This is a genomic window from Arthrobacter sp. Y3221159, assembly GCF_059089885.1.
Map to the genome: position 1 here is coordinate 143,109 of NZ_JBNHFC010000001.1, position 19,687 is coordinate 162,795.

Consider the following 19,687-nt stretch of genomic DNA (forward strand, 5'->3'; position numbering starts at 1 on the left):
AAGGAACACAGCCGTGTCATCAAGCACCTCCGTAGGTTCTGCCGAACGTCCGCTGCGCGTTGCCGTCGTGGGCTCCGGCCCCGCCGGCGTCTACGCCGCGGACATCCTCACCAAGAGCGAAGCCGTCAAGAGCGGCGAGCTGACCGTGAGCATCGACCTCTTTGACCGCTACCCGGCACCCTACGGCCTGATCCGCTACGGCGTGGCCCCGGACCACCCCCGCATCAAGGGCATCGTCAACGCCCTGCACAAAGTCCTGGACCGCGGTGACATCCGCTTCTTCGGCAACGTCGACTACGGCACAGACCTCACCATCGAGGACCTGCGCACCCACTACGACGCCGTCATCTTCGCCACCGGCGCCATTAAGGACGCGGACCTGAACATTCCCGGCATCGAGCTTGAAGGTTCCTTTGGCGGCGCGGACTTCGTCTCCTGGTACGACGGCCACCCGGACGTGCCGCGCGAATGGCCGCTGGACGCCAAGGAGATCGCCGTCCTCGGTAACGGGAACGTGGCCCTGGACGTGGCCCGCGTCCTGTCCAAGCACGCCGACGACCTGCTCAGCACCGAGATCCCGGACAACGTCTACGCCGGCCTGAAGAATTCGCCCGTCACCGACGTGCACGTCTTCGGCCGCCGCGGCCCCGCCCAGGTCAAGTTCACCCCGCTGGAGCTGCGCGAGTTGTCCCACTCCAAGGACGTGGACATCATCCTGTACCCGGAGGACTTCGAGTTCGACGAGGAATCGGACCGCCAGATCCAGACCAACAACCAGACCAAGACCATGGTGGGCACGCTCACCAACTGGATCGCCGAGCAGCCCGAGGACCTCTCCGAGCTCAAGGCCTCCCGCCGCCTGCACCTGCACTTCCTGCACAGCCCGGTGGAGATCTACGACGACGCCGAGACCCCGGGCAAGGTTGCCGGCATCAAGTTCGAGCGCACCGAACTGGACGGAACGGGCAACGCCCGCGGCACCGGCGAGTTCGTGGACTACCCGGTCCAGGCCGTGTACCGTGCCATTGGGTACTTCGGCTCCCCGCTGCCGGACGTTGAGTTCGACCACAAGAAGGGCGTTGTCACGAACGACGGCGGCCGCGTCCTGGATGCCGACGGCCAGCACGTGCCGGGCCTCTACGCCACCGGCTGGATCAAGCGCGGACCGGTGGGCCTGATCGGCCACACCAAGGGCGACGCCCTCGAGACCGTGACCTACCTGCTGGAAGACCGCGAGAACCTTCCGGTTGCCAGCGTGCCTGCCGAGGACGCCGTCGTTGACCTCCTTGACGCCCGCGGCGTGAAGTTCACCAGCTGGGAAGGCTGGCTGGCACTGGACGCCCACGAGCTCGCCCTGGGCGCCGCTGCCACCGAGGCCGGCGGCTCGCACGGCGTCGAGGTCAAGCGTGAGCGCATCAAGGTGGTGCCGCGCGAGGACATGGTGGAGATCTCCCGCGACGGCGTTGCCGCCCAGGTCTAGCCCAAAAGCAAACGTGGGCCCACACCCGCAGGGTTCCCTGGCCTAGCTTGCGAGGCTAGGGTGCGGGTGGGGAGGTCATCCCGCGCCGGGCCGTAAGGGTTCCCGGCGCGGGATGGCCTCCTTTTTGCTTAAGCCGTTACCGCCCCGCGCCGCCGGCCGCCATGAGCTCAAGGCGCCGGAGGGTTTCGCGGTTCCGGACGCCGATCATGGCGTCCCGCAGGAACTTGGGCATCAGCTTGCCGGGTCCCTTGATGGCGTCTTCGACGATGGTCACCTGGCACTGGTTGCCCCGCTCCTCGAGGGTGATCACCACCTTGGCCTCACCCATCGGCCAACCGCGAGCCACGAGCTCCAGCAACCGGCCGGGCTCGGAGTTCACCACCTTGCTGCTGTCGTTGATGACGAACGGCCAGGCACCCACGGAATGGTGAAGCTGGGCGCCGGTCCGGGGCCACGCGTCATCCACTGCCCGGATCCTGGAGGCTCCCACCACCCATCCGGAATACAGCCAGCCATCGGAGAGGACGCGCCATACGTCGCCTGCGGGGGAGTTGAAGAGCTGGGACACGGTGGACATGGTCTTCCTTCCTTCTGCGGTGCCGGCGTGGTTGTTGCCAGGACGCCCGACGTCGGCGGGTGCCTTGCGCTGCGCGGTGCGGTAGGAGTGCTCGCGCAGCCGCCTGGTCCAAGCGTAGGTCTGCGCCCCCGGCGGCGGGTTTTCCAGCGGGTTGAAGCGCAGGTTGGTGTCGCCGGGCTGGGCACCTGCATGGAGCCGGAGCTCGCCGCACTGGCGCCAGCGTCCCATCGGCCTTGCCCAGAACAAGCCCAGCACCCATTCACCCGAGGACAGCGAACCCGGCGGCAGGCTGATGGTGCGCAGGCCGAGCAGCACCGGGCCTTTCCGGCCCCGGTACGGCATGAGCGTGGTCATGGTGGCGCCGTCAACGTCGAGCCGGGGCTGCAGGAGGAACCGGCCGGGGACGCGCCAGCCGGTGGAGGCGAACAGGACATCCGCGCTGCCGCCGGGCACTCCACCATCGGAAGGCCGGGCCCGGACAGCCAGCCCCAGGACGTCCGGCAGTGCCTGCGGAAGGCCGACTGACCGGGAAAACCTCGCCTCCACCGCGTCAGTGCCCGGAGAATCCAACCAGTCGAGGCCGCTTGGTTGGAAGGGATTCCCAGTCCGGTTCAGCTCGCCGGCCAGGCCCAGGCCCCTCGGGTGGATCGGCCGGCCCGGACGCACCACCTTGAGCAGCCGGAACAGGCCGGCAAAGGACTGCCCCGTCGCTTCGGTGAGGGGCGCACCCAGGCCGCGGGCGCCGTCGTCGGCCGTCTGGTCCGTCGTCAGGTGCGTCATGTTTCCTTCCTACCCAAAACCGCGGAAACTACATGCGGCCGAAACGGGAGCGGATCAAGGCAAAGATGCCGTAGGCGATGAAGCCGGCTCCGATCGCAACCAGCAGGGTGGGGCCGAAGGGGTGGTCGCGGAGGGCCTTGAGGCTGCCGTCCAGCCCCGTGGATTCCTCGGGACGGTGCTTGGCGGCGGCAATGACGAACAGAAGTCCGGTGAGGTTGAGGGCGGCGCCTTTGGCGACGTGCCCGATCACGCCGAGGCTGTCGATCAGCCGGCCGCGGCGCGTCCCATCGAAGTGGAAGAGCTCCTCCTTGAACCCGCGCCGCGCGCCCTTGAACACGAAGTAGATGCCGATCCCGATGATCGTCAGCCCCAGGGCCACCAGCAGCCAGAGGCCCAGCGGGTTGGCCATCAGCGAGGCGCTGAAATCCCGGGCACTGTCCCCGGAGTCCCCGCGCAGCCCCACGGCGAAGCCGGCGAAGCTGAGCCCCACGCTGCCGTAGGCGATGGCCAGGAATCCCGACGAGACAAGCTTGGCCAAGCGCTCCTTGCGCGGCTTGCCCCGCATCCGGAGCGTGGCCTCGCTGGCCTGCCACAGCGACAGCCCGGCGCAGGCAGCAACGCAGGCCCACATCACAATCGGGCCCCAGGGGTTCGCCGCGAGCTGCTCAATGGCACCGGTGGCATCCGCTTCACCCGGCTGCCCGAAGGCCACGGCGACGGCGATGGCCCCGACAATGACGTGGAGCAAGGCCATGACAGCGAACCCGGCGCGCGCCAGGACATCCAGGGCCTTGTGGTTGGAAGCCTCCTCGACGGCGTCCGCCGCCTGGCTCAGCGTAGATTCCCCGTCCGACATGGATCAGCCGTTCATGGGCCCTTCGGCACGCAGCTTCTCCGCGCCCGGTCCCTCCACGTGGATGGTGCAGCGGACCACCAGCCGGCCGGGCGCGTTGCCCAGCTCCACCAGGGAATCGTCGCCACTCAACACAGTGAATACTTCCGAACCTGCAACGGCGCTGACGCCCTTGGCTTCCGCCGTCTCGCGCGCGTTGCGCAGGGCCTCGCGCTGGAGCCCGTCCACGTAGGTGCGGTCATCTTCCCGCGCCGGGTCCCCGAAGGCCCAGCCGAACAATGTGCCTGTGTTTCCCATGGCGACGATATTACGCGTTCCCGTGGCTGAAAGACGGGCTTTCGTAACATTAGTAAGTGTGCTTACCATAGGCGGACCATGACCTTGAGGGGACACGGAAATCGAAGTCCGCAGCAGCGGCATCCCGAAACCAGTTCAACGTTAGGAACGCACATCATGGCAGGAAATCTCATTGCCCGGTCAGTACACGATCTGACGGCAGCGGCGTGGTTCGGCGGTTCCCTGATGGGCGCCATCGGCCTCAACGGTGCAGCGGCGGAAGCCAGGGACCCGTCCGAACGGACCCGGCTCTCAAGCGCCGGCTGGATGAAGTGGGCGCCGATCCAGACGGCGGCGTTCGCCTCCCACCTGGTGGCTGACCTTGCCATCGCTTGGGAGAACAAGGGCCGGATCGCCAAGCAGGAAGGCGTGGCGCGGGACACCGCCATCAAGACGGCCGTGACGGTGGCCGGCGCGGCGGTAACCCTGTACTCGGGCATCCTGGGCAAGAAGGTGGAAAAGCTCGCCGAGGAGGGCTCCGAGGGTGCCACCGAGCCACGGGCGGGTGCCTCCGAGGAACTGCAGGCGGCCCAGCAGCAGCTCAAGGCGCTCCAGTGGGTCATCCCCGCCTTCGCCGGCCTGGTGATCATCCTTGGCGCCAAGCACGGTGAGATGCAGCGTCCCAAGAACGTGTTTGTGGGTCTGCGCTCCTAGCCATCTTTCGCTGCCCGGGCGGCGGCAAGGCGGAACGCACGACGGCGGTCCGGCACCTGGGTGCCGGACCGCCGTCGTGCCTGTGGCTGCTGGAGTTTTTGTCCAGATATGGAGTCCAAAACGCCCTACAAGCCCCCATATCTGGACGAAAACTCCAAGGGTTACTAGACCGGTTTGGTTCCCGCCGCCGGCAGGTCCGGATTCATGTCCTCGAGGTTCGGGTCCTCGGCCGTCCACACCTGGATGATGGCCCATACGACGGCGGCCAGCGGGACGGACAGCACCGCACCCACGATTCCTGCAAGGATTGTGCCAGCGGTCAGTGCCATCAGGATCACCAGCGCATGGAGCTTCAGGGCGTTGCCCATGACGATGGGCTGCAGCAGGTCGCCCTCCAGCTGGTTGACCGCGATGACCACCGCCACCACGATCAGCGCCACCACAGGGCCGTTCGCCACCAGGGCCACCAGGGCGGCCAGGATCCCGGCCACGGTGGCACCCACCAGCGGAATGAAGGCGCCGATGAACACGATGATCGCCAGCGGGAACGCCAGCGGAACCTGCATGATCAACAGGGCGGCGCCGATGGCCACCGTGTCCACGAGCGCCACGATGGCGGTGCCGCGGACATAGCCGCCCAGGACCTCAAGGGTGCGGCGGCCCACCCGGCGCAGCTTGGCTTCGCGCTGCCCGCTGAAGGGGCGGAGCAGGAAGTTCCAGATCTTGGCGCCGTCCTTGAGGAAGAAAAACAGGATGACCACCATCAGGGCGGACCCGGCGAGGAATTCCGTGACCACGGAGAGTCCGGTGATCGCGCCTGAACGGGCCTGGCTGCTGGTGGCGAAGTCAATGATGCCCTGCCGCGCCTGGTTCAGTTGCTCCTGGTCAATGGGGATGGGGCCGGTGCGGAGGAAGTTCTCCAGCTCGTCCAGGCCGGACGAGGCCTGGGCTGCCAGCTCGCCCCACTGGTTCCGGACCGAGAAGTAGATCACCGTGAAAACGCCGCCCAGCAGCAGGAGGAGCCCGATGAAGGCGATGCCGGTGGCCAGCCCGCCCCGCATTCCGCGGCGCCGGAGCATGTTGACGAACGGGCCGATGGCCGCGGCCAGGATCAGTGCGATCAGGATCGGGATAACCAGGAGCTTGATCTGCATCAGGCCATAGACGGACACCACGGCCACCGTCAGGATCAGCAGGATCTGGGCGGAGCGGATGCCCACGCGTCCCAGTCCGTCAGCCCATAAGGCGCCGGCCGGTTTGGTTTCGCCCTGTTTCCCGCCCCGCTGCAGGGCGGACTTTCCAAGGGGTTGACCCTGCCGGGCTGCACCTTCCGCGGTCACGGCCTCCGTGCCCGGTTTCGACTGTTCGGACTCGTTGCCCAGCTCGTGTTCGGTCAGGCGTGTTGATCGCGCCACGGGAACTCCTCATCATCGGCGGCGCCCGCCCGCGGGCGCGGGCAGGCTTACTACCTACGTCAGATAGTAAGCCTACTGACTGACTAGGCGCCGAGCCACTCTGCGCAGGAGTTCAGGTTTCTGTTGACGGTGGCGACGGCGGCCTCTTCGTCGTGCCGTTCGATAGCCTCCAACAGGACTTCGTGGCCCTCCAGCGGCAGCCCCTCGAATCCCGGCCGGGCCTGCTGGGTCAGGAGATCCTGGTGGAGCGCGGGCCCGAAACTGATGTAGAGCTCGTGCAGCAGGGGGTTGCCGGAGGCCTGCGCCACCCGTTCATGGAAGCCCCAGTCGGCACGCGCCCAGGTGTCGTAGTCGCCGGCGTGCCAGGCCTGGTCCCGGGTGGCGAGCAGCCCGCGCAGGGCCGTTACGTCGTCGGCGGTGGCGTTCCGGGCCGCGAGCCGCGCCGCCTGCGTGTCCAGCCCCAGCCGGACCTCCAGGATGTGCTGCTCGGTGTGGTCATGGTACATCCGGCGGGCGGCGCCGGAGATTTCGCTGGTGGCGCGGACATAGGTGCCGTCGCCGCGGCGGACCTCCAGCATGCCGCTGTGGGCCAGGGCCTTGACGGCCTCGCGCAGGGTGCCGCGGGAAACGCCCAACCCGGCGATCAGCTCGGTTTCGGACGGGATGCGCTGGTTCAGGGGCCACTCGCCGGAGTGCACCATGGACCGCAGCTTGGCGGTCACTTCGTCGGCCAGGGGCGCGCGGGTGGAGGGGCTCAGTGCCATGGCGTCCTACTTTATCTTCTGCTTGCCGGTCATTGCCGGGCCGGTGATCAGGTGCGCCACCACAACCTGGACCAGCGCCAGGGCCAGGAGCAGCGAGAGGGGCAGGGTCCAGCTGCCGGTTGCGCCGTGCAGCAGCCCCATGCCGAAGGGGCCTACGGTCGCCAGCAGGTAACCGGTGGACTGGGCCAGGGTGGACAGCGCAGTGGTCTCGGCGGTGCTCGAGCCGCTGCGGCTGATCATCACCATCACCAGCGGGAAGATTCCCAGGCCGAAGCCGACCAGGATCGCCGAGACGAAGGCAAGCTGCACCGGCAGTGCCAGGAGTGCTACGAGGCCCAGGACCATGACGATGCTGACCAGGTAGAACGCCGGGCGCAGCATCCTGGGCCGGGAACCGATGGCGATCAGGGCCATGCCGGCCGGTACCGAAACGAGCTGCATCAGCCCGAACATCAGGCCGCTGTCCGTCGCGCTGAGGCCCAGGGTGGTGAGCATATAGGGGTACCAGCTCATCAGGGCGTACGCGAGCAGGGCCTGGAGGGTGAAGATTGCCGTGAGGAGCAGGCCCTTGCGGGTGCGCAGCAGCGGCCAGGGTGTTACCGGCCCGCCGGTGGCACGGCGGCTGTTGCGGTGGGCGTGCAGCGCCACCGGCAGGAAGCCCAGGAAAGCAGCGACGGCGGTGATCCCGATAGCTCCGACGGCGGCGGACGGTGAACCGAGGGACTGCGCCAGCGGGACCACAGCCACGGAGGTGACGGTTGCCCCGGTGGTCATGGTTACCGTGTATAGGCCTGTCATCAGCGAGGTCCGGGAAGCAAAGTGTTCGCGGATAAAGGACGGCATGGCCACATTGCAGACCGCCAGCCCGGACATGCCGAGCACGCTGCCGGCCAGCAGCATCCCGGTGGCCGGAATGCCGCGCAGCAGGAGCCCGCCGGCGAGCATGGCCAGGGCCAGGAGGATGGCCTTCTCCACGCCCAGCCGCCCGGTCAGCCAGGACGTTCCGGCGCCGGCCAAGGCAAAGCAGAGGGTGGGGATGGACGGAATGACGGCCGCCACCAGCGCGCCGTATCCGAGTACCGCCTGCAGGTCGTGGAGCAGGGCCGACGCCCCGGTGATGCCCGCGCGCAGGTTCAGTCCGATCAGCACCAGCGCTATGACGCCGAAGACGACGGCGGAGCGTGGCCGGGCCTGGACGGCTGCCACCGGGGACGCCGCAACAGCCGGTGCAACCGCCGTGATCGGAACAGAAGCCGCAGCGCGGGCAGGGGCCAGCGCGGCAGGAGCGGGGCAGGGCGTGGACGCGAGGGCGGAAGGGGGTGGAGTTGCGGGCATACGTCCAGACTAAACGTTAGACGTTTGATGTCTAGGGTTTTGTGGGCAAGCTCTCCCGGCCGTGCACCAGCAGGTCATAGACTGCCTAAGCCGGGTGCCAACCACCCGGACTACGCAATGCAGCGGATGTGGAAGGACGGTTGTGGAGGCTTCCCAGGGACTCGAGGTCGAGAAGAAATACGACGTCGGCAAGGACGCCACGGTGCCGCCGCTGGATGGCCTGCCGGGTGTGGCGCGCGTGGCCGAGCCGCATACGGCCAAGCTGGAAGCCGTGTACTTCGATACCGCAGACCACACGCTGGCCTCCCGCCGCATCACCCTCCGCCGCCGGACCGGCGGAAATGATGCCGGCTGGCACCTGAAGCTGCCGCCCCAAGCAGCCGAAACCGGGGCCACGGAACCCCAGCAGCGCCGCGAGCTGCACGCCCCGCTGGGCCAGGCCGACGTCGTGCCCGACACCCTCCTGGACCGTGTCCAGGCATACCTCCGCGGAGCCGAACTGGTTCCGGTGGTGAAGCTGCGCACCAGGCGGACGACCCACGCCCTCCACGGGGACGACGGCGTCCACCTGGCCGACCTGGCGGACGACCGGGTCACGGCGGAACGGCTGCCGGGTCAGGACGGAGCTGATGGCGGGCACAAACAGCAGTGGCGGGAATGGGAACTGGAACTCGTCAATGGCGACGCCAGCCTCTTCGCCCCCGCCGAACAGCTGCTGGTGGGGGCCGGAGCCCGCCCGGCGGCCCACGCCTCGAAGCTGGCCAAGGCGCTTGGCGCATCAGCCGGGGACCAGGACGACGCCAATGCCGCTCCCGACGAAGCCATCCCCGCCCTGCCGGCCGGCAAGAAGTCGCCGGCTACCGCCGTCGTCACTGTTTATGCTGCAGCCCAGATCAGGGAGCTCCTTGCCCAGGACGCCGCCATCAGGCTCGAAGAGCCGGAGGCAGTGCATGACATGCGCTCCGCCACGCGCCGGCTCCGCTCCGTCCTGGCTGGCTACCGCAAGCTGTACAGGGCGGTGCCGGTACGCCGGTTGCGGGACGAACTCAAATGGCTGGGCCAGCTCCTGGGCGAGCCGCGGGACGCCGAGGTATTGCAGGCCCGGCTCCGCGGGCACCTTGATGACCTGGGGCAGGGCCCCGGCCCCGACGCTGCCCGGGACCGGGTGGAGCGCCAGACCGGTGCCACGTACGACGCGGGATACCGCCGGCTCCAGGAGGCCCTGCGCACCGACCGCTACTTCCGGCTGCTGGACAGCCTGGAGGAGTTCCGAGACAACCCGCCCGTCCGCGCGGAAACGGTGGCGCCCGGACGCCGTGCGGCTGCGAAGGCGGTGGACAGGGCGGCGAAAAAGCTCCGGCGCTCCCACCGGGCGGCCGTCCGCGCCCGCCGCGGTACTGACCATGAGAACGCCCTCCACCGGGTGCGCAAGGATGCCAAAAAGCTCCGGCATGTGGCGGAGTCGGCCGCCCTGGTCAAAGGGAAGCGGGCCCGCAAGGTGGCGAAGGCAGCCCACCGGCAACAGAAGATCCTGGGCGACTACCACGATGCGGTGGTGGCCCGCGACCTGCTGGCGGGCCTGGGCTCGGACCGGGACCGGCTGCCCGTCAGTGAAACCTACGCCGCCCTGCTGCAGCGGCAGGAGGAACTGATGGCCGCCGCCGAGGCCAAGTACCGGAAGGCCCGCAAGAAGTCCCGGGACCTGCTGCGGCGCGGGGTCATCTGAGGCGGGGGATGCAGCCTATTTGCCCTGCCGCGCGGACAGCCGGGCGACAGCCAGCGCCAGCCACAGCTGCACCCGGTCCGGGGTCACGGCGGGATCGTATCCGGTCAGCTCGGTGATCTGGGCCAGCCGGTACCGGACCGTGTTGCGGTGCAGCGTCAGCTGCTCGGCGACGGCGGCCACCGAACCGTTGTTGTTCAGGTAGCTTTCCAGCGTGGTCATGAGCTCCGCGCCATGGGCGGCGTCGAACGCCCGGAGCGGGTTCAGGGACTCATGCGCCATGTCTGCCAGCGGCACGTCCTCGCTGGCCAGCAGCAGCGAGGTCAGGCTCAACCTCTCCGGCTCATTGACCGGCAGGCCGTGGCTCGCCGCATCCCGCGCCTCGAAATAGCTCCAGCGCAGGCCGTTCGGCTTGGTGTAGGCCCCGCCGATGCCGATGGTGGCGTGGATGCCCGCCTCCGCCAGATGGTCGCTGAGCTTCCGCGCCAAAGCCGGCGCCGCCCCGCCGTCGTCATTGACCACCACTACCAGGTCCTTGCCCACGACGGCGGCCACCGAGTTCTCGAGTTCCCGCGGCACCGCGGTGCTGCCCAGGGCCTTGTTGTGCGCGGCGGAGACCGCCAGGAGCACCACGTTCTTCCGGGTGCTGTTGATGCCCACGCCGGCCAGGCGGCGTTGGGCCTCGCTCGTCTCCAGTGCGCCGTGGATGACGTCCTCCAGCACCTGGCCGCACAGGGCGCGCTGGGCCTGGCGCTGCTTGACCATGTTGTTCAGCTCCACGCTGATCAGGTTCTGGGCGTAGCCGATGATGCCGGAGTCCTCGAACGGCTGCCGGACCCAGAGGGTGCAGGCGTCCCGCCGGCCGGTGGGGATCGGATAGGTGGACCAGGAATCCGCGGACGGGGCTGCGCTGCTGCTGTTATACAGCTGCGCCGTGAACTGGGTCAGCGCGATATCGGTGCGCAGCATGCTGCCCAGCTGCTTCAGGAGTTCGGCCAGCCCGCCGCCCGTCAGCAGGGCGCGGGCCAGGACCTGGTGCCCGGCGATCAGCCGCTCCAGCTTGGCGTAGTGGTCCGCGGACTGGGCGTCGGCCACCAGCTTGGTTATGGCGATGAAGGGCGTCTCGTAGGGGACCTCCACCACGGGCAGGGCCCACCGGTTGGCCTCGGCCAGCAGCGCGGGCGGCACCGCCTCATGCGAAAGCCCGACGCCGAACCCGATGCCCACCGCGCCCGCCCGCTGCACCTGGCGGACAAAGCGCCGCTGCTCCGGCGCGGACTTCAGCCGCAGGCCGGTAGTCAGGATCAGCTCGCCGCCGTTGAGGAACCGCTGCGGGTCCTCCAGCTCCGTGACCGCCACCCAGTTAATGTCCTGGTGCCAGGTGGTCTCGGCGACTCCCGCCTTGGACAGCTTGAGGGAGTTCACGCCCAGCAGAGCAGCGAGGGAAATGGCCATGGATCAAGGATAAACGCCTGCTGGACAACCGCACTAAACACCGCGTGGAAGGGTGTGCAGGTGGCTATTCACTGCGCTGGGGTGCTGGCATAGGCTCAAACCAGTTCCATCCCATCCGCCTGCCGCTGATGGCCGCTCAGAGAAGAGGTTGCACACCGTGGTCCAAACCTTGCAGAACTTCATTAACGGTGAGTTCGTCACGCCCGCCGGCACCGGCCGGCTGGACATCATCAACCCCACCAACGGGGAAGTGGTGGCGCAGTCACCCATCTCGGTGCAGGCCGACGTGGACGCCGCCATGGCCGCTGCGCAGGACGCCTTCAAAACCTGGAAGCACGTCACCCCGGGCCAGCGGCAGCTCATGCTGCTCAAGCTGGCTGACGCCGTCGAGGCCAACAGCGACGAACTGGTTGAAGCCCAGCACCGCAACACCGGCCAGGTGCGGTCGCTGATCGCTTCCGAGGAAGTGGCCGCCGGCGCCGACCAGCTCCGCTTCTTCGCCGGCGCCGCCCGCATCCTTGAGGGCAAGTCAGCCGGCGAGTACTTCGAGGGCCACACCTCCTACGTCCGCCGTGAACCCATCGGCGTGGTGGCGCAGGTGGCCCCCTGGAACTACCCGTTCCTGATGGCCATCTGGAAGATCGGGCCCGCGCTGGCCGCCGGCAACACCGTTGTCCTCAAGCCCTCGGACACCACTCCGGAATCCACCCTGGTCCTGGCCCGCCTCGCCAAGGACATCTTCCCCGCCGGCGTCCTGAACGTCATCCTGGGCACGGGTGAAACCGGCGCAATGATGGTGGACCACCAGGTCCCCGGCCTGGTGTCCATCACCGGTTCCGTCCGGGCAGGCATCGCCGTGGCCTCCGGCGCGGCCAAGAGCCTCAAGCGCGCCCACCTGGAACTGGGCGGCAAGGCTCCGGCCATCGTCTTCAAGGACGCCGACATCAAGAAGAGCGCCGCCGCCATCGCCGAATTCGCCTTCTTCAATGCCGGCCAGGACTGCACCGCCATCACCCGCGTGCTGGTGGAGGATTCGGTGCACGACGACGTCGTGGCCGCCATGGTGGAACACACCCGGACCCTGCACACCGGTTCGCAGAACGACGAAGACAACTACTTCGGCCCGCTGAACAACGTCAACCACTTCAACGCCGTGACGTCCGTGGTGGAAAACCTGCCCGCCAACTGCCGGATCGAAACCGGCGGCCACCGGGCGGGGGAGAAGGGCTACTTCTTCGAGCCCACCATCATCACCGGCGCCAAGCAGACCGACGACGTGGTCCAGAAGGAGACCTTCGGCCCCGTCATCACCGTGCAGAAGTTCAGCACCGAGGAAGAAGCCGTTGAACTGGCCAACGGCGTGGAATACGCCCTGGCCTCCAGCGTCTGGACCAGCAACCACGGCACCGCCATGCGCCTCAGCCGTGACCTGGACTTCGGCGCCGTCTGGATCAACACGCACATCCTCCTCACCGCCGAAATGCCCCACGGCGGCTTCAAGCAGTCCGGCTACGGCAAGGACCTCTCCATGTACGGCGTGGAGGACTACACACGCATCAAGCACGTCATGAGCGCGCTCGACGCCTAGTCCCCACCGGCCCCCTAACCTCGCTTCGCTTCGGCCAGGGAACCCTGCCGGCGTGGGCCCATTTAGTAAAGAAAGAACCCCAATGACCGCAACAGCATCAGAAATCACCTACCGGCTGGAGCAGAAGCGCAGCGTCCAGGCCGACTTCCCGGGCCCCAAGTCCGCTGCCTTGGCCGAACGCCGCAAGTCTGTGGTGGCCGCAGGCGTCGCCTCCGGCGTTCCGGTTTACGTTGCCGACGCGGACGGCGGCATCATCAAGGACGTGGACGGCAACTCGTTCATCGACCTCGGCTCGGGCATTGCGGTGACCAGCGTGGGCGCGTCCGATCCCGCCGTCGTCGGTGCCGTCAAGGAAGCCGTGGAGCACTTCACCCACACCTGCTTCATGGTGACCCCATACGAAGGCTATGTGGCTGTCGCCGAGCAGCTGAACCGGCTCACCCCCGGCGACCACGAAAAGCGCACCGTGCTCTTCAACTCCGGTGCCGAAGCCGTGGAAAACGCCATCAAGGTGGCACGCCTCGCCACCGGGCGCGACGCCGTCGTTGCCTTCGACCACGCCTACCACGGCCGCACCAACCTCACCATGGCGCTGACCGCCAAGGCCATGCCGTACAAGACCAACTTCGGCCCGTTCGCGCCCGAGGTCTACCGCATGCCCATGAGCTACCCGTACCGCGAGGAAAACCCCGCCATCACGGGCGCCGAGGCAGCCAAGCGCGCCATCACCATGATCGAGAAGCAGATCGGCGGGGACCAGGTTGCCGCGATCATCATCGAACCGATCCAGGGCGAGGGCGGCTTCATCGTCCCGGCTGAGGGCTTCCTCCCGGCGCTGGCCGCCTGGGCCAAGGAAAAGGGCATCGTCTTCATCGCGGACGAGGTGCAGTCCGGATTTTGCCGCACCGGCGAATGGTTCGCCGTCAACCACGAGGGCATCGTCCCGGACATCATGACCATGGCCAAGGGCATCGCCGGCGGCATGCCGCTGTCCGCCATCACCGGCCGCGCCGACCTGCTCGACGCCGTCCACCCCGGCGGCCTTGGCGGCACCTACGGCGGCAACCCGGTGGCCTGCGCGGCAGCGCTGGCTTCCATCGGTTCAATGGAGGAGTATGACCTGGCCGGCCGCGCCCGCCACATCGAATCCCTCGCCACCAGCCGTCTCCGCGAGCTGCAGGCTGAACTCGCCGACGCCGGAACCACCGTGATCGGTGACGTCCGCGGCCGCGGCGCCATGCTGGCCATCGAACTGGTCCAGGCCGGTTCGAAGGAACCCAACCCGGAGCTGACCAAGGCTGTTGCCGCCGCCTGCCTCAAGGAAGGCGTCATCATCCTCACCTGCGGCACCTATGGCAACGTCATCCGGCTGCTCCCGCCGCTGGTCATCACTGACGAGCTCCTGAACGACGGCCTGGACGTCCTGGCCGCCGCCATCAAGGCGAACGCTTAACCGGAACGACTCCCTCCGGCAACGCCGGGAAGGCGGGCCCAGTTCTTGCGAACCGGGCCCGCCTTCCTTGGTTAACGGTGCGCCTACGCGGCGGTGCGGAGGGCGGCCTTGCGGGCCACGGAATTCCTGCGGGCGTTGCGCAGCATGTCTACCGTCAGCACCAGAAGGGCCAGCCACACCACACCGAAACCGATCCAGCGTTCCAGGGTCATGGCCTCGCGGAACACCAGCAGCGCCACGATGAACTGCAGCAGCGGAGCAAAATATTGCAGCAGGCCGATGGTGGTCATCGGCAACCGCCGGGCGGAAGCGCCGAAGAAGAGCAGCGGGACGGCGGTGATCACGCCGGAAGCCAGCAGCAGCCAGAAGTGGCCGGGGCCCTGGGTAGTGAGGGTGGCCACCCCGGCCACGCCGAGGTAGACCATCGTCGCCGCTGCGACCGGTGCCAGCACCATCGTCTCCACGCTGAGGCTGGTCACAGCGTCCACCCTGGAGCCCACGCGCTTCTTCACGAAGCCGTAGAGGCCGAAGCTGAAGGCCAGCGTGAGGGCAATCCACGGCAGCTTGCCGTAGGAGTAGGTAAGCACCCCCACCGCCACGAAACCGATGCCCACGGCGGCCCACTGCAGCGGGCGCAGCCTCTCCTTGAGGACCAGGACGCCAAGGAGGACCGAGACCAGCGGATTGATGAAGTACCCCAGCGAGGTTTCCACGGCCTGGTTGGTGGTCACGCCGTAGGTATAGGTCAGCCAGTTGACGGCGATGAGGAGTGCCGCGAGGGTTAGGCTGCCAAAGACTGCCCGGTTCCGGAAAGCCGCAATGAGGGCCGGCCAGGCGCGCGTAACGGTGATCAGCAGGGCGCAGAACAGCAGCGACCACACCACCCGGTTGGCAACGATTTCGACGGCGCCGGCCGGCTGGAGCACGAAGAAGTACAGGGGGAGCAGCCCCCACAGCCCGTAGGCGCCGACGCCAAAGAGGATTCCCGCCGTCGTGTCTTTGTCCACTGCCTTCGGTGGCCGCGGAGGAGTGCGCCCTCCTGGCCCCGCCGAAGCGCGCCGGGCCGGGGATGTGGCGGCGGGGCTGGAGAGGCTGGCGGACTGGGCTCCATCGGGGATTGGCACGACACCCATAACACCAGCCGCCGGCGAGGTATTCCAAGCATTCGGGCGGGAAAACCCAAATAGTCAGTAGGCTTGCTTTTATGACTTGTGCCGAACTGCCGGAGTCCGCCCCATGAGGCTCCGGCGCAGCAACGCCTCGGGCCGGGGGTACCGGCGGATACCGGCAGGAAAAGGGTTTAGCTACCGGGACCTGAACGGCTCCACCGTGCCTGCTGGCCCGGTTCGGGAACGGCTGGAGAGCATCGGGATTCCCCCGGCCTGGACCGACGTCTGGATCGCCCCGTTCGAAAACGGGCACATCCAGGCCACCGGCGTGGACGCCGTGGGCAGGCGCCAGTACATCTACCATCCCGAGTGGCGCGCGCGGAAGGACCGGCTGAAGTTTGACCGGTCCCTCCAGCTGGCGGAGTCGCTGCCGACCGCCCGCCGCCGGGTGACCATGGACCTGCGCAGCGAAGGATTCACCTATGACCGCGTCCTGGCCGGGGCGTTCCGCATGCTGGACAGCGGCTCCTTGCGGGTGGGGTCCGAGCGGTACACGAACGAAAACGGCAGCCGCGGCCTGGCGACCCTCCTGTGCGCGCACGTCCAGGTACGGAAGGACCGCATTCTGCTCCGGTTCCCCGGAAAAAGCGGCAAGGACTGGGAATCCGAAATGCGGGACCCCGACCTTGCCGTCCTGCTGCGCCTGCTCAAGCGCCGGGGACCCAACGCCAGGCTCCTGGCCTACAAGATTGGCCGGACCTGGCACCCGGTGACGAGCGCTGAGATCAACGCCTACGTGAAGGAACGGACGGGCTCGGACTTCACGGCCAAGGACTTCCGGACCCTGCGCGGTACTGTTGCGGCAGCCGTCAGCCTCGCCCGCACCGGCCCCCAGCGGACTGTCGCCAAGCGGAAGCGGGCCATCAGCCGCGCCATGATGGACGCCGCCGAAGTACTGGGGAACACGCCGTCGATCGCCCGGAAGAGCTATGTTGACCCGCGCGTGGTGGACCACTACAACGACGGCGAAACCATCGATCCCAAGCGGACGGATTCCGCGGAGGCGGAGCTCCGGGCACTGCTTTACCGCGAAGGCAAGTTGGTCCCGCTGGCCAAGAGCGGCTGAGGCCTAGAATAAGGAACTGTGCGCTACTTCAACCGGCGCATCCTCATTGTGCAATGACGGACCAGTTCAGAAGGGCTCCAGGTGTCCAACTCCAGCGAATCAGCTTCCACCCGTCCACTCCGCGTCGCCATTGTGGGCGCAGGACCGGCAGGAGTCTACGCTGCGGACATCCTCACCAAGTCCAGCGGAGTCAAGGACGGGGACTTCGAGGTGAGCATCGACCTTTTCGAGGCCTACCCCGCACCCTACGGTCTGATCCGGTACGGCGTTGCCCCGGACCATCCCCGGATCAAGGGCATCGTCAACGCCCTGCACAAGGTCCTGGACCGCGGCGACATCCGGTTCCTGGGCAACGTCACATACGGCCGGGACCTGACCCTGCACGATTTCCGGGCCTTCTACGACGCCGTGATCTTCTCCACCGGTGCGGTCAAGGATGCGGACCTGAACATTCCGGGGATTGAGCTGCAGGGCTCCTTCGGCGGCGCCGACTTCGTCTCCTGGTACGACGGGCACCCGGACGTTCCCCGCGAGTGGCCGCTGGATGCCAGAGAGATCGCCGTGATCGGCAACGGGAACGTGGCCCTGGACGTGGCCCGCATGCTGGTCAAGCATCCGGAGGAACTGCTCAGCACCGAAATCCCGGACAACGTCTATAAGGGGTTGAAGTCCTCTCCGGTGACTGACGTCCACGTGTTCGGCCGCCGCGGCCCCGCCCAGGTGAAGTTCACCCCGCTGGAACTGCGTGAGCTCAGCCATATGAATGACGTGGACATTGTGCTCTACCCGGAGGATTTCGAGTTCGACGAGGCCTCCGACGAAGCCATCCGCAGCAACAACCAGATCAAGACCATGGTGAACACCCTCACCAACTGGCTGGTGGAAGAGCACGCCGAGTCCGAGAACCCGTCCTCCCGGCGCCTGCACCTGCACTTCCTGCACAGCCCTGTGGAAGTGCTTGACGACGGCACGGGCAAGGTGGGCGGCATCAAGTTCGAGCGGATGCAGCTTGACGGCACGGGCAACGCCAAGGGCACGGGCGAGTACATCGACTACCCCGTGCAGGCCGTGTACCGGGCCATCGGCTACCACGGGTCGGCCCTGGACGAGCTGGAGTACGACGCCAAGCGCGGCGTCATCCCCAACGAGGGCGGCCGGGTCCTGGACGCGGACGGCAAGCCGGTTCCGGGCATCTACGCCACCGGCTGGATCAAGCGCGGACCGGTGGGCCTCATCGGCCACACCAAGGGCGACGCCCTGGAGACCATCGGTTTCCTCCTCGAGGACCGGCTCAGCCTGCCGCCGGCCGAGAACCCGGACCCGCAGGCCATCATCGACCTGCTTGAAGAGCGCGGCATCGAGTACACCACGTGGGAGGGCTGGATCAAGCTCGATGCCCATGAGGCTGCCCTCGGTGCCGAATGGGTGGCCAACGAAGCCGAAGAGGCTGTCCTGCGCGAACGGATCAAGGTGGTCCCGCGCGAGGAAATGATCCGCATCTCCCGCACCTAACCCCCTAGAGTTTTTGTCCAGATATGGCGACTTCCGTGCCCCGAAGGTCGCTTTATCTGCCCAAAAACTCTTGACCCGTGCTGGGCCCGCGGGGGTTAGAATTGCGACCACCCCTTGGCCGGCGTCATGAGGCCGTGCCCGCAGGCAGTACAGGAGTTCGATGCAGAACCTGATCCAGCCCGGCCCGCTGCAGCTCAGCGCTTTGGCCGCGCATGAACAGCTCGACGGCGGCGCCCTCCAGGACCCCAACGGCCTGCGCAGCCTGATCCGTGAGTCGTGGCAGCGGTCCGCAGGCTTCAAGGCGAACCCCGACAATCCCGCTGCCCCGCTGGCCATGGACCGCGAGGAGCTGGAGGACTACCGGAGCCAGCACCCGCTGGCGGCCATCATGCCGGTGATTAGTAAACTCCTGGTCCAGCCCAGCCACGACAGCGGCCTGCTGGTGGCGGTGGGTGACGAGGTGGGCCGGCTTCTGTGGGTGGAGGGTGACCCTGTCCTGCAGCGCCGCGCCGAGGGAATGATGTTCGTGGCCGGTGCCGACTGGTCCGAGGCCTCCGTGGGCACCAGTGCACCGGGCACCGCCCTGGCCCTGGGCCGGGGGATCCAGATTGCCGGGGCCGAGCACTACCAGCGGGCGGTCCACCCGTGGAGCTGCACCGCCGTCCCGTTCCACGACCCCGATTCCGGCGCGGTCCTGGGCGTCGTGGACATCACCGGGACGGACACCGCCGTTGCGCCGCACACCTTGTCCCTTGTGGAGGCAACGGTTGCCGCGGCCCAGGCGCAGCTGCGCGTCGAGCGGCTGCAGCTTGCCGCCGATCTCGCCGGTAGGCCCGCAGGACGCCGGTCCACAGCTTCCGCGCCCCGCGCACCCCGCGCTGGGGGCAAGGAAGGCAGCCTTTACAGGAACAGCCTCCAGCTGCTGGGCCGCGACCAGGCGCTGCTCAGCCTTGAGGGCAAGACGGTGGTCCTGTCTGCCCGGCACAGCGAGATTCTTGCATTGCTCAGCACGCACCCGGACGGGCTCACAGCGGAGGAACTCAGCGTCCTGCTCTATCCCGGTGACGGCTCCACCATTACGCTCCGTGCCGAGATGGTCCGCCTGCGCAAGGTCCTCCAGCAGCTCCATCCGGATGCCGTCCCCGGTTCCCGGCCCTACCGCCTTCCCCTTGACTTGGTGCCGGACAGCGGCCAGGTGTTGAGCTGCCTGCAGCGCGGCGCCCACCGCATCGCGCTGGAGATCTACCGCGGCGCCGTCCTTCCGCGGTCGGAAGCGCCCGGCATTATCGAGCTGCGGAACAGGGTCTCGTCCCTGCTGCGGGAGGCGGTCCTGACCGATGGCAGCGCCGAGTCCCTCCTGAAGTACGCGGAGCTCCCCGAGGCAAGGGACGACGTCGGCGTCCGCCGCGCCGCGCTCCGCCTCCTTCCCGCCCGCTCACCCAAGCGGGCCGCCGTCGTCGCGGACCTGGAAAGGCTGGAAGCCGAACTCCGCGCCTAGTCCCCACCCGCTCCCTAACCTCGCAAGTC

The 19,687-nt window shown here is 67.8% G+C and carries 16 protein-coding genes; 8 read left to right on the top strand and 8 right to left on the bottom strand.

Going from position 1 to position 19,687, the window contains the following annotated elements; all coding sequences use genetic code 11:
* Positions 1-13: 13 nt before the first annotated feature.
* Positions 14-1,480 (top strand): FAD-dependent oxidoreductase, encoded by a 1,467-nt coding sequence (locus AC5RT3_RS00630; protein WP_494051084.1) that lies wholly within the window; start codon positions 14-16, stop codon positions 1,478-1,480.
* Between the two features lie 136 nt (positions 1,481-1,616).
* On the opposite strand, the gene AC5RT3_RS00635 is transcribed toward AC5RT3_RS00630, so the two are convergent.
* From AC5RT3_RS00635 to AC5RT3_RS00645, 3 genes are read right to left on the bottom strand one after another with little or no spacing between them, the layout of a single operon-like run.
* Positions 1,617-2,837 (bottom strand): SRPBCC family protein, encoded by a 1,221-nt coding sequence (locus tag AC5RT3_RS00635; protein ID WP_494051083.1) that lies wholly within the window; start codon positions 2,835-2,837, stop codon positions 1,617-1,619.
* 28 nt (positions 2,838-2,865) lie between these two features.
* Positions 2,866-3,693 carry a DUF1206 domain-containing protein gene (locus AC5RT3_RS00640; RefSeq protein WP_494123266.1) on the bottom strand — a complete coding sequence of 276 codons (828 nt, stop codon included), beginning with the start codon at positions 3,691-3,693 and terminating at the stop codon, positions 2,866-2,868.
* 3 nt (positions 3,694-3,696) lie between these two features.
* A complete protein-coding gene (locus AC5RT3_RS00645) occupies positions 3,697-3,987 on the bottom strand; it encodes a hypothetical protein (protein WP_494010306.1) in 291 nt (96 codons plus the stop codon).
* Positions 3,988-4,143: 156 nt separating this feature from the next.
* Here AC5RT3_RS00645 and AC5RT3_RS00650 point away from each other — a divergent pair, with 156 nt between their 5' ends.
* The gene (locus tag AC5RT3_RS00650) at positions 4,144-4,680 is read left to right on the top strand and encodes a hypothetical protein (protein WP_494051081.1); all 537 of its coding nucleotides are present in this window, start codon (positions 4,144-4,146) and stop codon (positions 4,678-4,680) included.
* A gap of 164 nt (positions 4,681-4,844) precedes the next feature.
* Here AC5RT3_RS00650 and AC5RT3_RS00655 read toward each other — a convergent pair whose 3' ends face one another.
* The 3 genes from AC5RT3_RS00655 to AC5RT3_RS00665 form a co-directional block, all read right to left on the bottom strand.
* A complete protein-coding gene (locus AC5RT3_RS00655; RefSeq protein ID WP_494123267.1) occupies positions 4,845-6,095 on the bottom strand; it encodes an AI-2E family transporter in 1,251 nt (416 codons plus the stop codon).
* A gap of 83 nt (positions 6,096-6,178) precedes the next feature.
* The gene (locus tag AC5RT3_RS00660; RefSeq protein WP_494123268.1) at positions 6,179-6,859 is read right to left on the bottom strand and encodes a FadR/GntR family transcriptional regulator; all 681 of its coding nucleotides are present in this window, start codon (positions 6,857-6,859) and stop codon (positions 6,179-6,181) included.
* A 6-nt stretch (positions 6,860-6,865) separates the two neighbouring features.
* Positions 6,866-8,194: an MFS transporter gene (locus tag AC5RT3_RS00665; RefSeq protein WP_494123269.1), complete on the bottom strand. Its 1,329-nt coding sequence runs from the start codon at positions 8,192-8,194 to the stop codon at positions 6,866-6,868.
* A 142-nt stretch (positions 8,195-8,336) separates the two neighbouring features.
* On the opposite strand from AC5RT3_RS00665, the gene AC5RT3_RS00670 reads away from it, so the two are divergent.
* Positions 8,337-9,920 carry a CYTH and CHAD domain-containing protein gene (locus AC5RT3_RS00670; RefSeq protein ID WP_494123270.1) on the top strand — a complete coding sequence of 528 codons (1,584 nt, stop codon included), beginning with the start codon at positions 8,337-8,339 and terminating at the stop codon, positions 9,918-9,920.
* Between the two features lie 15 nt (positions 9,921-9,935).
* On the opposite strand, the gene AC5RT3_RS00675 is transcribed toward AC5RT3_RS00670, so the two are convergent.
* Positions 9,936-11,372, bottom strand: a complete 1,437-nt coding sequence (locus AC5RT3_RS00675; protein WP_494051076.1) for a PucR family transcriptional regulator — start codon at positions 11,370-11,372, stop codon at positions 9,936-9,938.
* 157 nt (positions 11,373-11,529) lie between these two features.
* On the opposite strand from AC5RT3_RS00675, the gene AC5RT3_RS00680 reads away from it, so the two are divergent.
* On the top strand, positions 11,530-12,960 hold the full coding sequence (locus AC5RT3_RS00680; RefSeq protein ID WP_494010312.1) for an aminobutyraldehyde dehydrogenase: 1,431 nt from the start codon (positions 11,530-11,532) through the stop codon (positions 12,958-12,960).
* 82 nt (positions 12,961-13,042) lie between these two features.
* On the top strand, positions 13,043-14,413 hold the full coding sequence (gene gabT / locus AC5RT3_RS00685) for a 4-aminobutyrate--2-oxoglutarate transaminase (RefSeq protein ID WP_494051075.1): 1,371 nt from the start codon (positions 13,043-13,045) through the stop codon (positions 14,411-14,413).
* A gap of 83 nt (positions 14,414-14,496) precedes the next feature.
* Here the strand turns inward: gabT and rarD are convergent, their stop codons facing one another.
* Positions 14,497-15,546 (bottom strand): EamA family transporter RarD, encoded by a 1,050-nt coding sequence (rarD, locus tag AC5RT3_RS00690; protein ID WP_494051074.1) that lies wholly within the window; start codon positions 15,544-15,546, stop codon positions 14,497-14,499.
* Positions 15,547-15,649: 103 nt separating this feature from the next.
* Between rarD and AC5RT3_RS00695 the strand changes: the two genes are divergently transcribed.
* The 3 genes from AC5RT3_RS00695 (at position 15,650) to AC5RT3_RS00705 (ending at position 19,658) form a co-directional block, all read left to right on the top strand.
* Positions 15,650-16,648 carry a DNA topoisomerase IB gene (locus AC5RT3_RS00695; RefSeq protein ID WP_494051073.1) on the top strand — a complete coding sequence of 333 codons (999 nt, stop codon included), beginning with the start codon at positions 15,650-15,652 and terminating at the stop codon, positions 16,646-16,648.
* An 81-nt stretch (positions 16,649-16,729) separates the two neighbouring features.
* Entirely contained in the window at positions 16,730-18,160 is a 1,431-nt protein-coding gene (locus tag AC5RT3_RS00700) for an FAD-dependent oxidoreductase (RefSeq protein ID WP_494051072.1), read from the top strand.
* A gap of 160 nt (positions 18,161-18,320) precedes the next feature.
* Positions 18,321-19,658 carry a helix-turn-helix domain-containing protein gene (locus AC5RT3_RS00705; protein WP_494051071.1) on the top strand — a complete coding sequence of 446 codons (1,338 nt, stop codon included), beginning with the start codon at positions 18,321-18,323 and terminating at the stop codon, positions 19,656-19,658.
* Positions 19,659-19,687: the final 29 nt, after the last annotated feature.

What these genes read in the sequence shown, in the direction of transcription:
- AC5RT3_RS00665 (WP_494123269.1), bottom strand. Translation starts at nt 8,194, where the DNA reads ATGCCCGCAACTCCACCCCCTTCCGCCCTCGCGTCCACGCCCTGCCCC.
- AC5RT3_RS00695 (WP_494051073.1), top strand. Translation starts at nt 15,650, where the DNA reads ATGAGGCTCCGGCGCAGCAACGCCTCGGGCCGGGGGTACCGGCGGATA.
- AC5RT3_RS00660 (WP_494123268.1), bottom strand. Translation starts at nt 6,859, where the DNA reads ATGGCACTGAGCCCCTCCACCCGCGCGCCCCTGGCCGACGAAGTGACC.
- AC5RT3_RS00635 (WP_494051083.1), bottom strand. Translation starts at nt 2,837, where the DNA reads ATGACGCACCTGACGACGGACCAGACGGCCGACGACGGCGCCCGCGGC.
- AC5RT3_RS00705 (WP_494051071.1), top strand. Translation starts at nt 18,321, where the DNA reads ATGCAGAACCTGATCCAGCCCGGCCCGCTGCAGCTCAGCGCTTTGGCC.
- AC5RT3_RS00645 (WP_494010306.1), bottom strand. Translation starts at nt 3,987, where the DNA reads ATGGGAAACACAGGCACATTGTTCGGCTGGGCCTTCGGGGACCCGGCG.
- AC5RT3_RS00650 (WP_494051081.1), top strand. Translation starts at nt 4,144, where the DNA reads ATGGCAGGAAATCTCATTGCCCGGTCAGTACACGATCTGACGGCAGCG.
- AC5RT3_RS00640 (WP_494123266.1), bottom strand. Translation starts at nt 3,693, where the DNA reads ATGTCGGACGGGGAATCTACGCTGAGCCAGGCGGCGGACGCCGTCGAG.
- AC5RT3_RS00675 (WP_494051076.1), bottom strand. Translation starts at nt 11,372, where the DNA reads ATGGCCATTTCCCTCGCTGCTCTGCTGGGCGTGAACTCCCTCAAGCTG.
- rarD (WP_494051074.1), bottom strand. Translation starts at nt 15,546, where the DNA reads ATGGGTGTCGTGCCAATCCCCGATGGAGCCCAGTCCGCCAGCCTCTCC.
- gabT (WP_494051075.1), top strand. Translation starts at nt 13,043, where the DNA reads ATGACCGCAACAGCATCAGAAATCACCTACCGGCTGGAGCAGAAGCGC.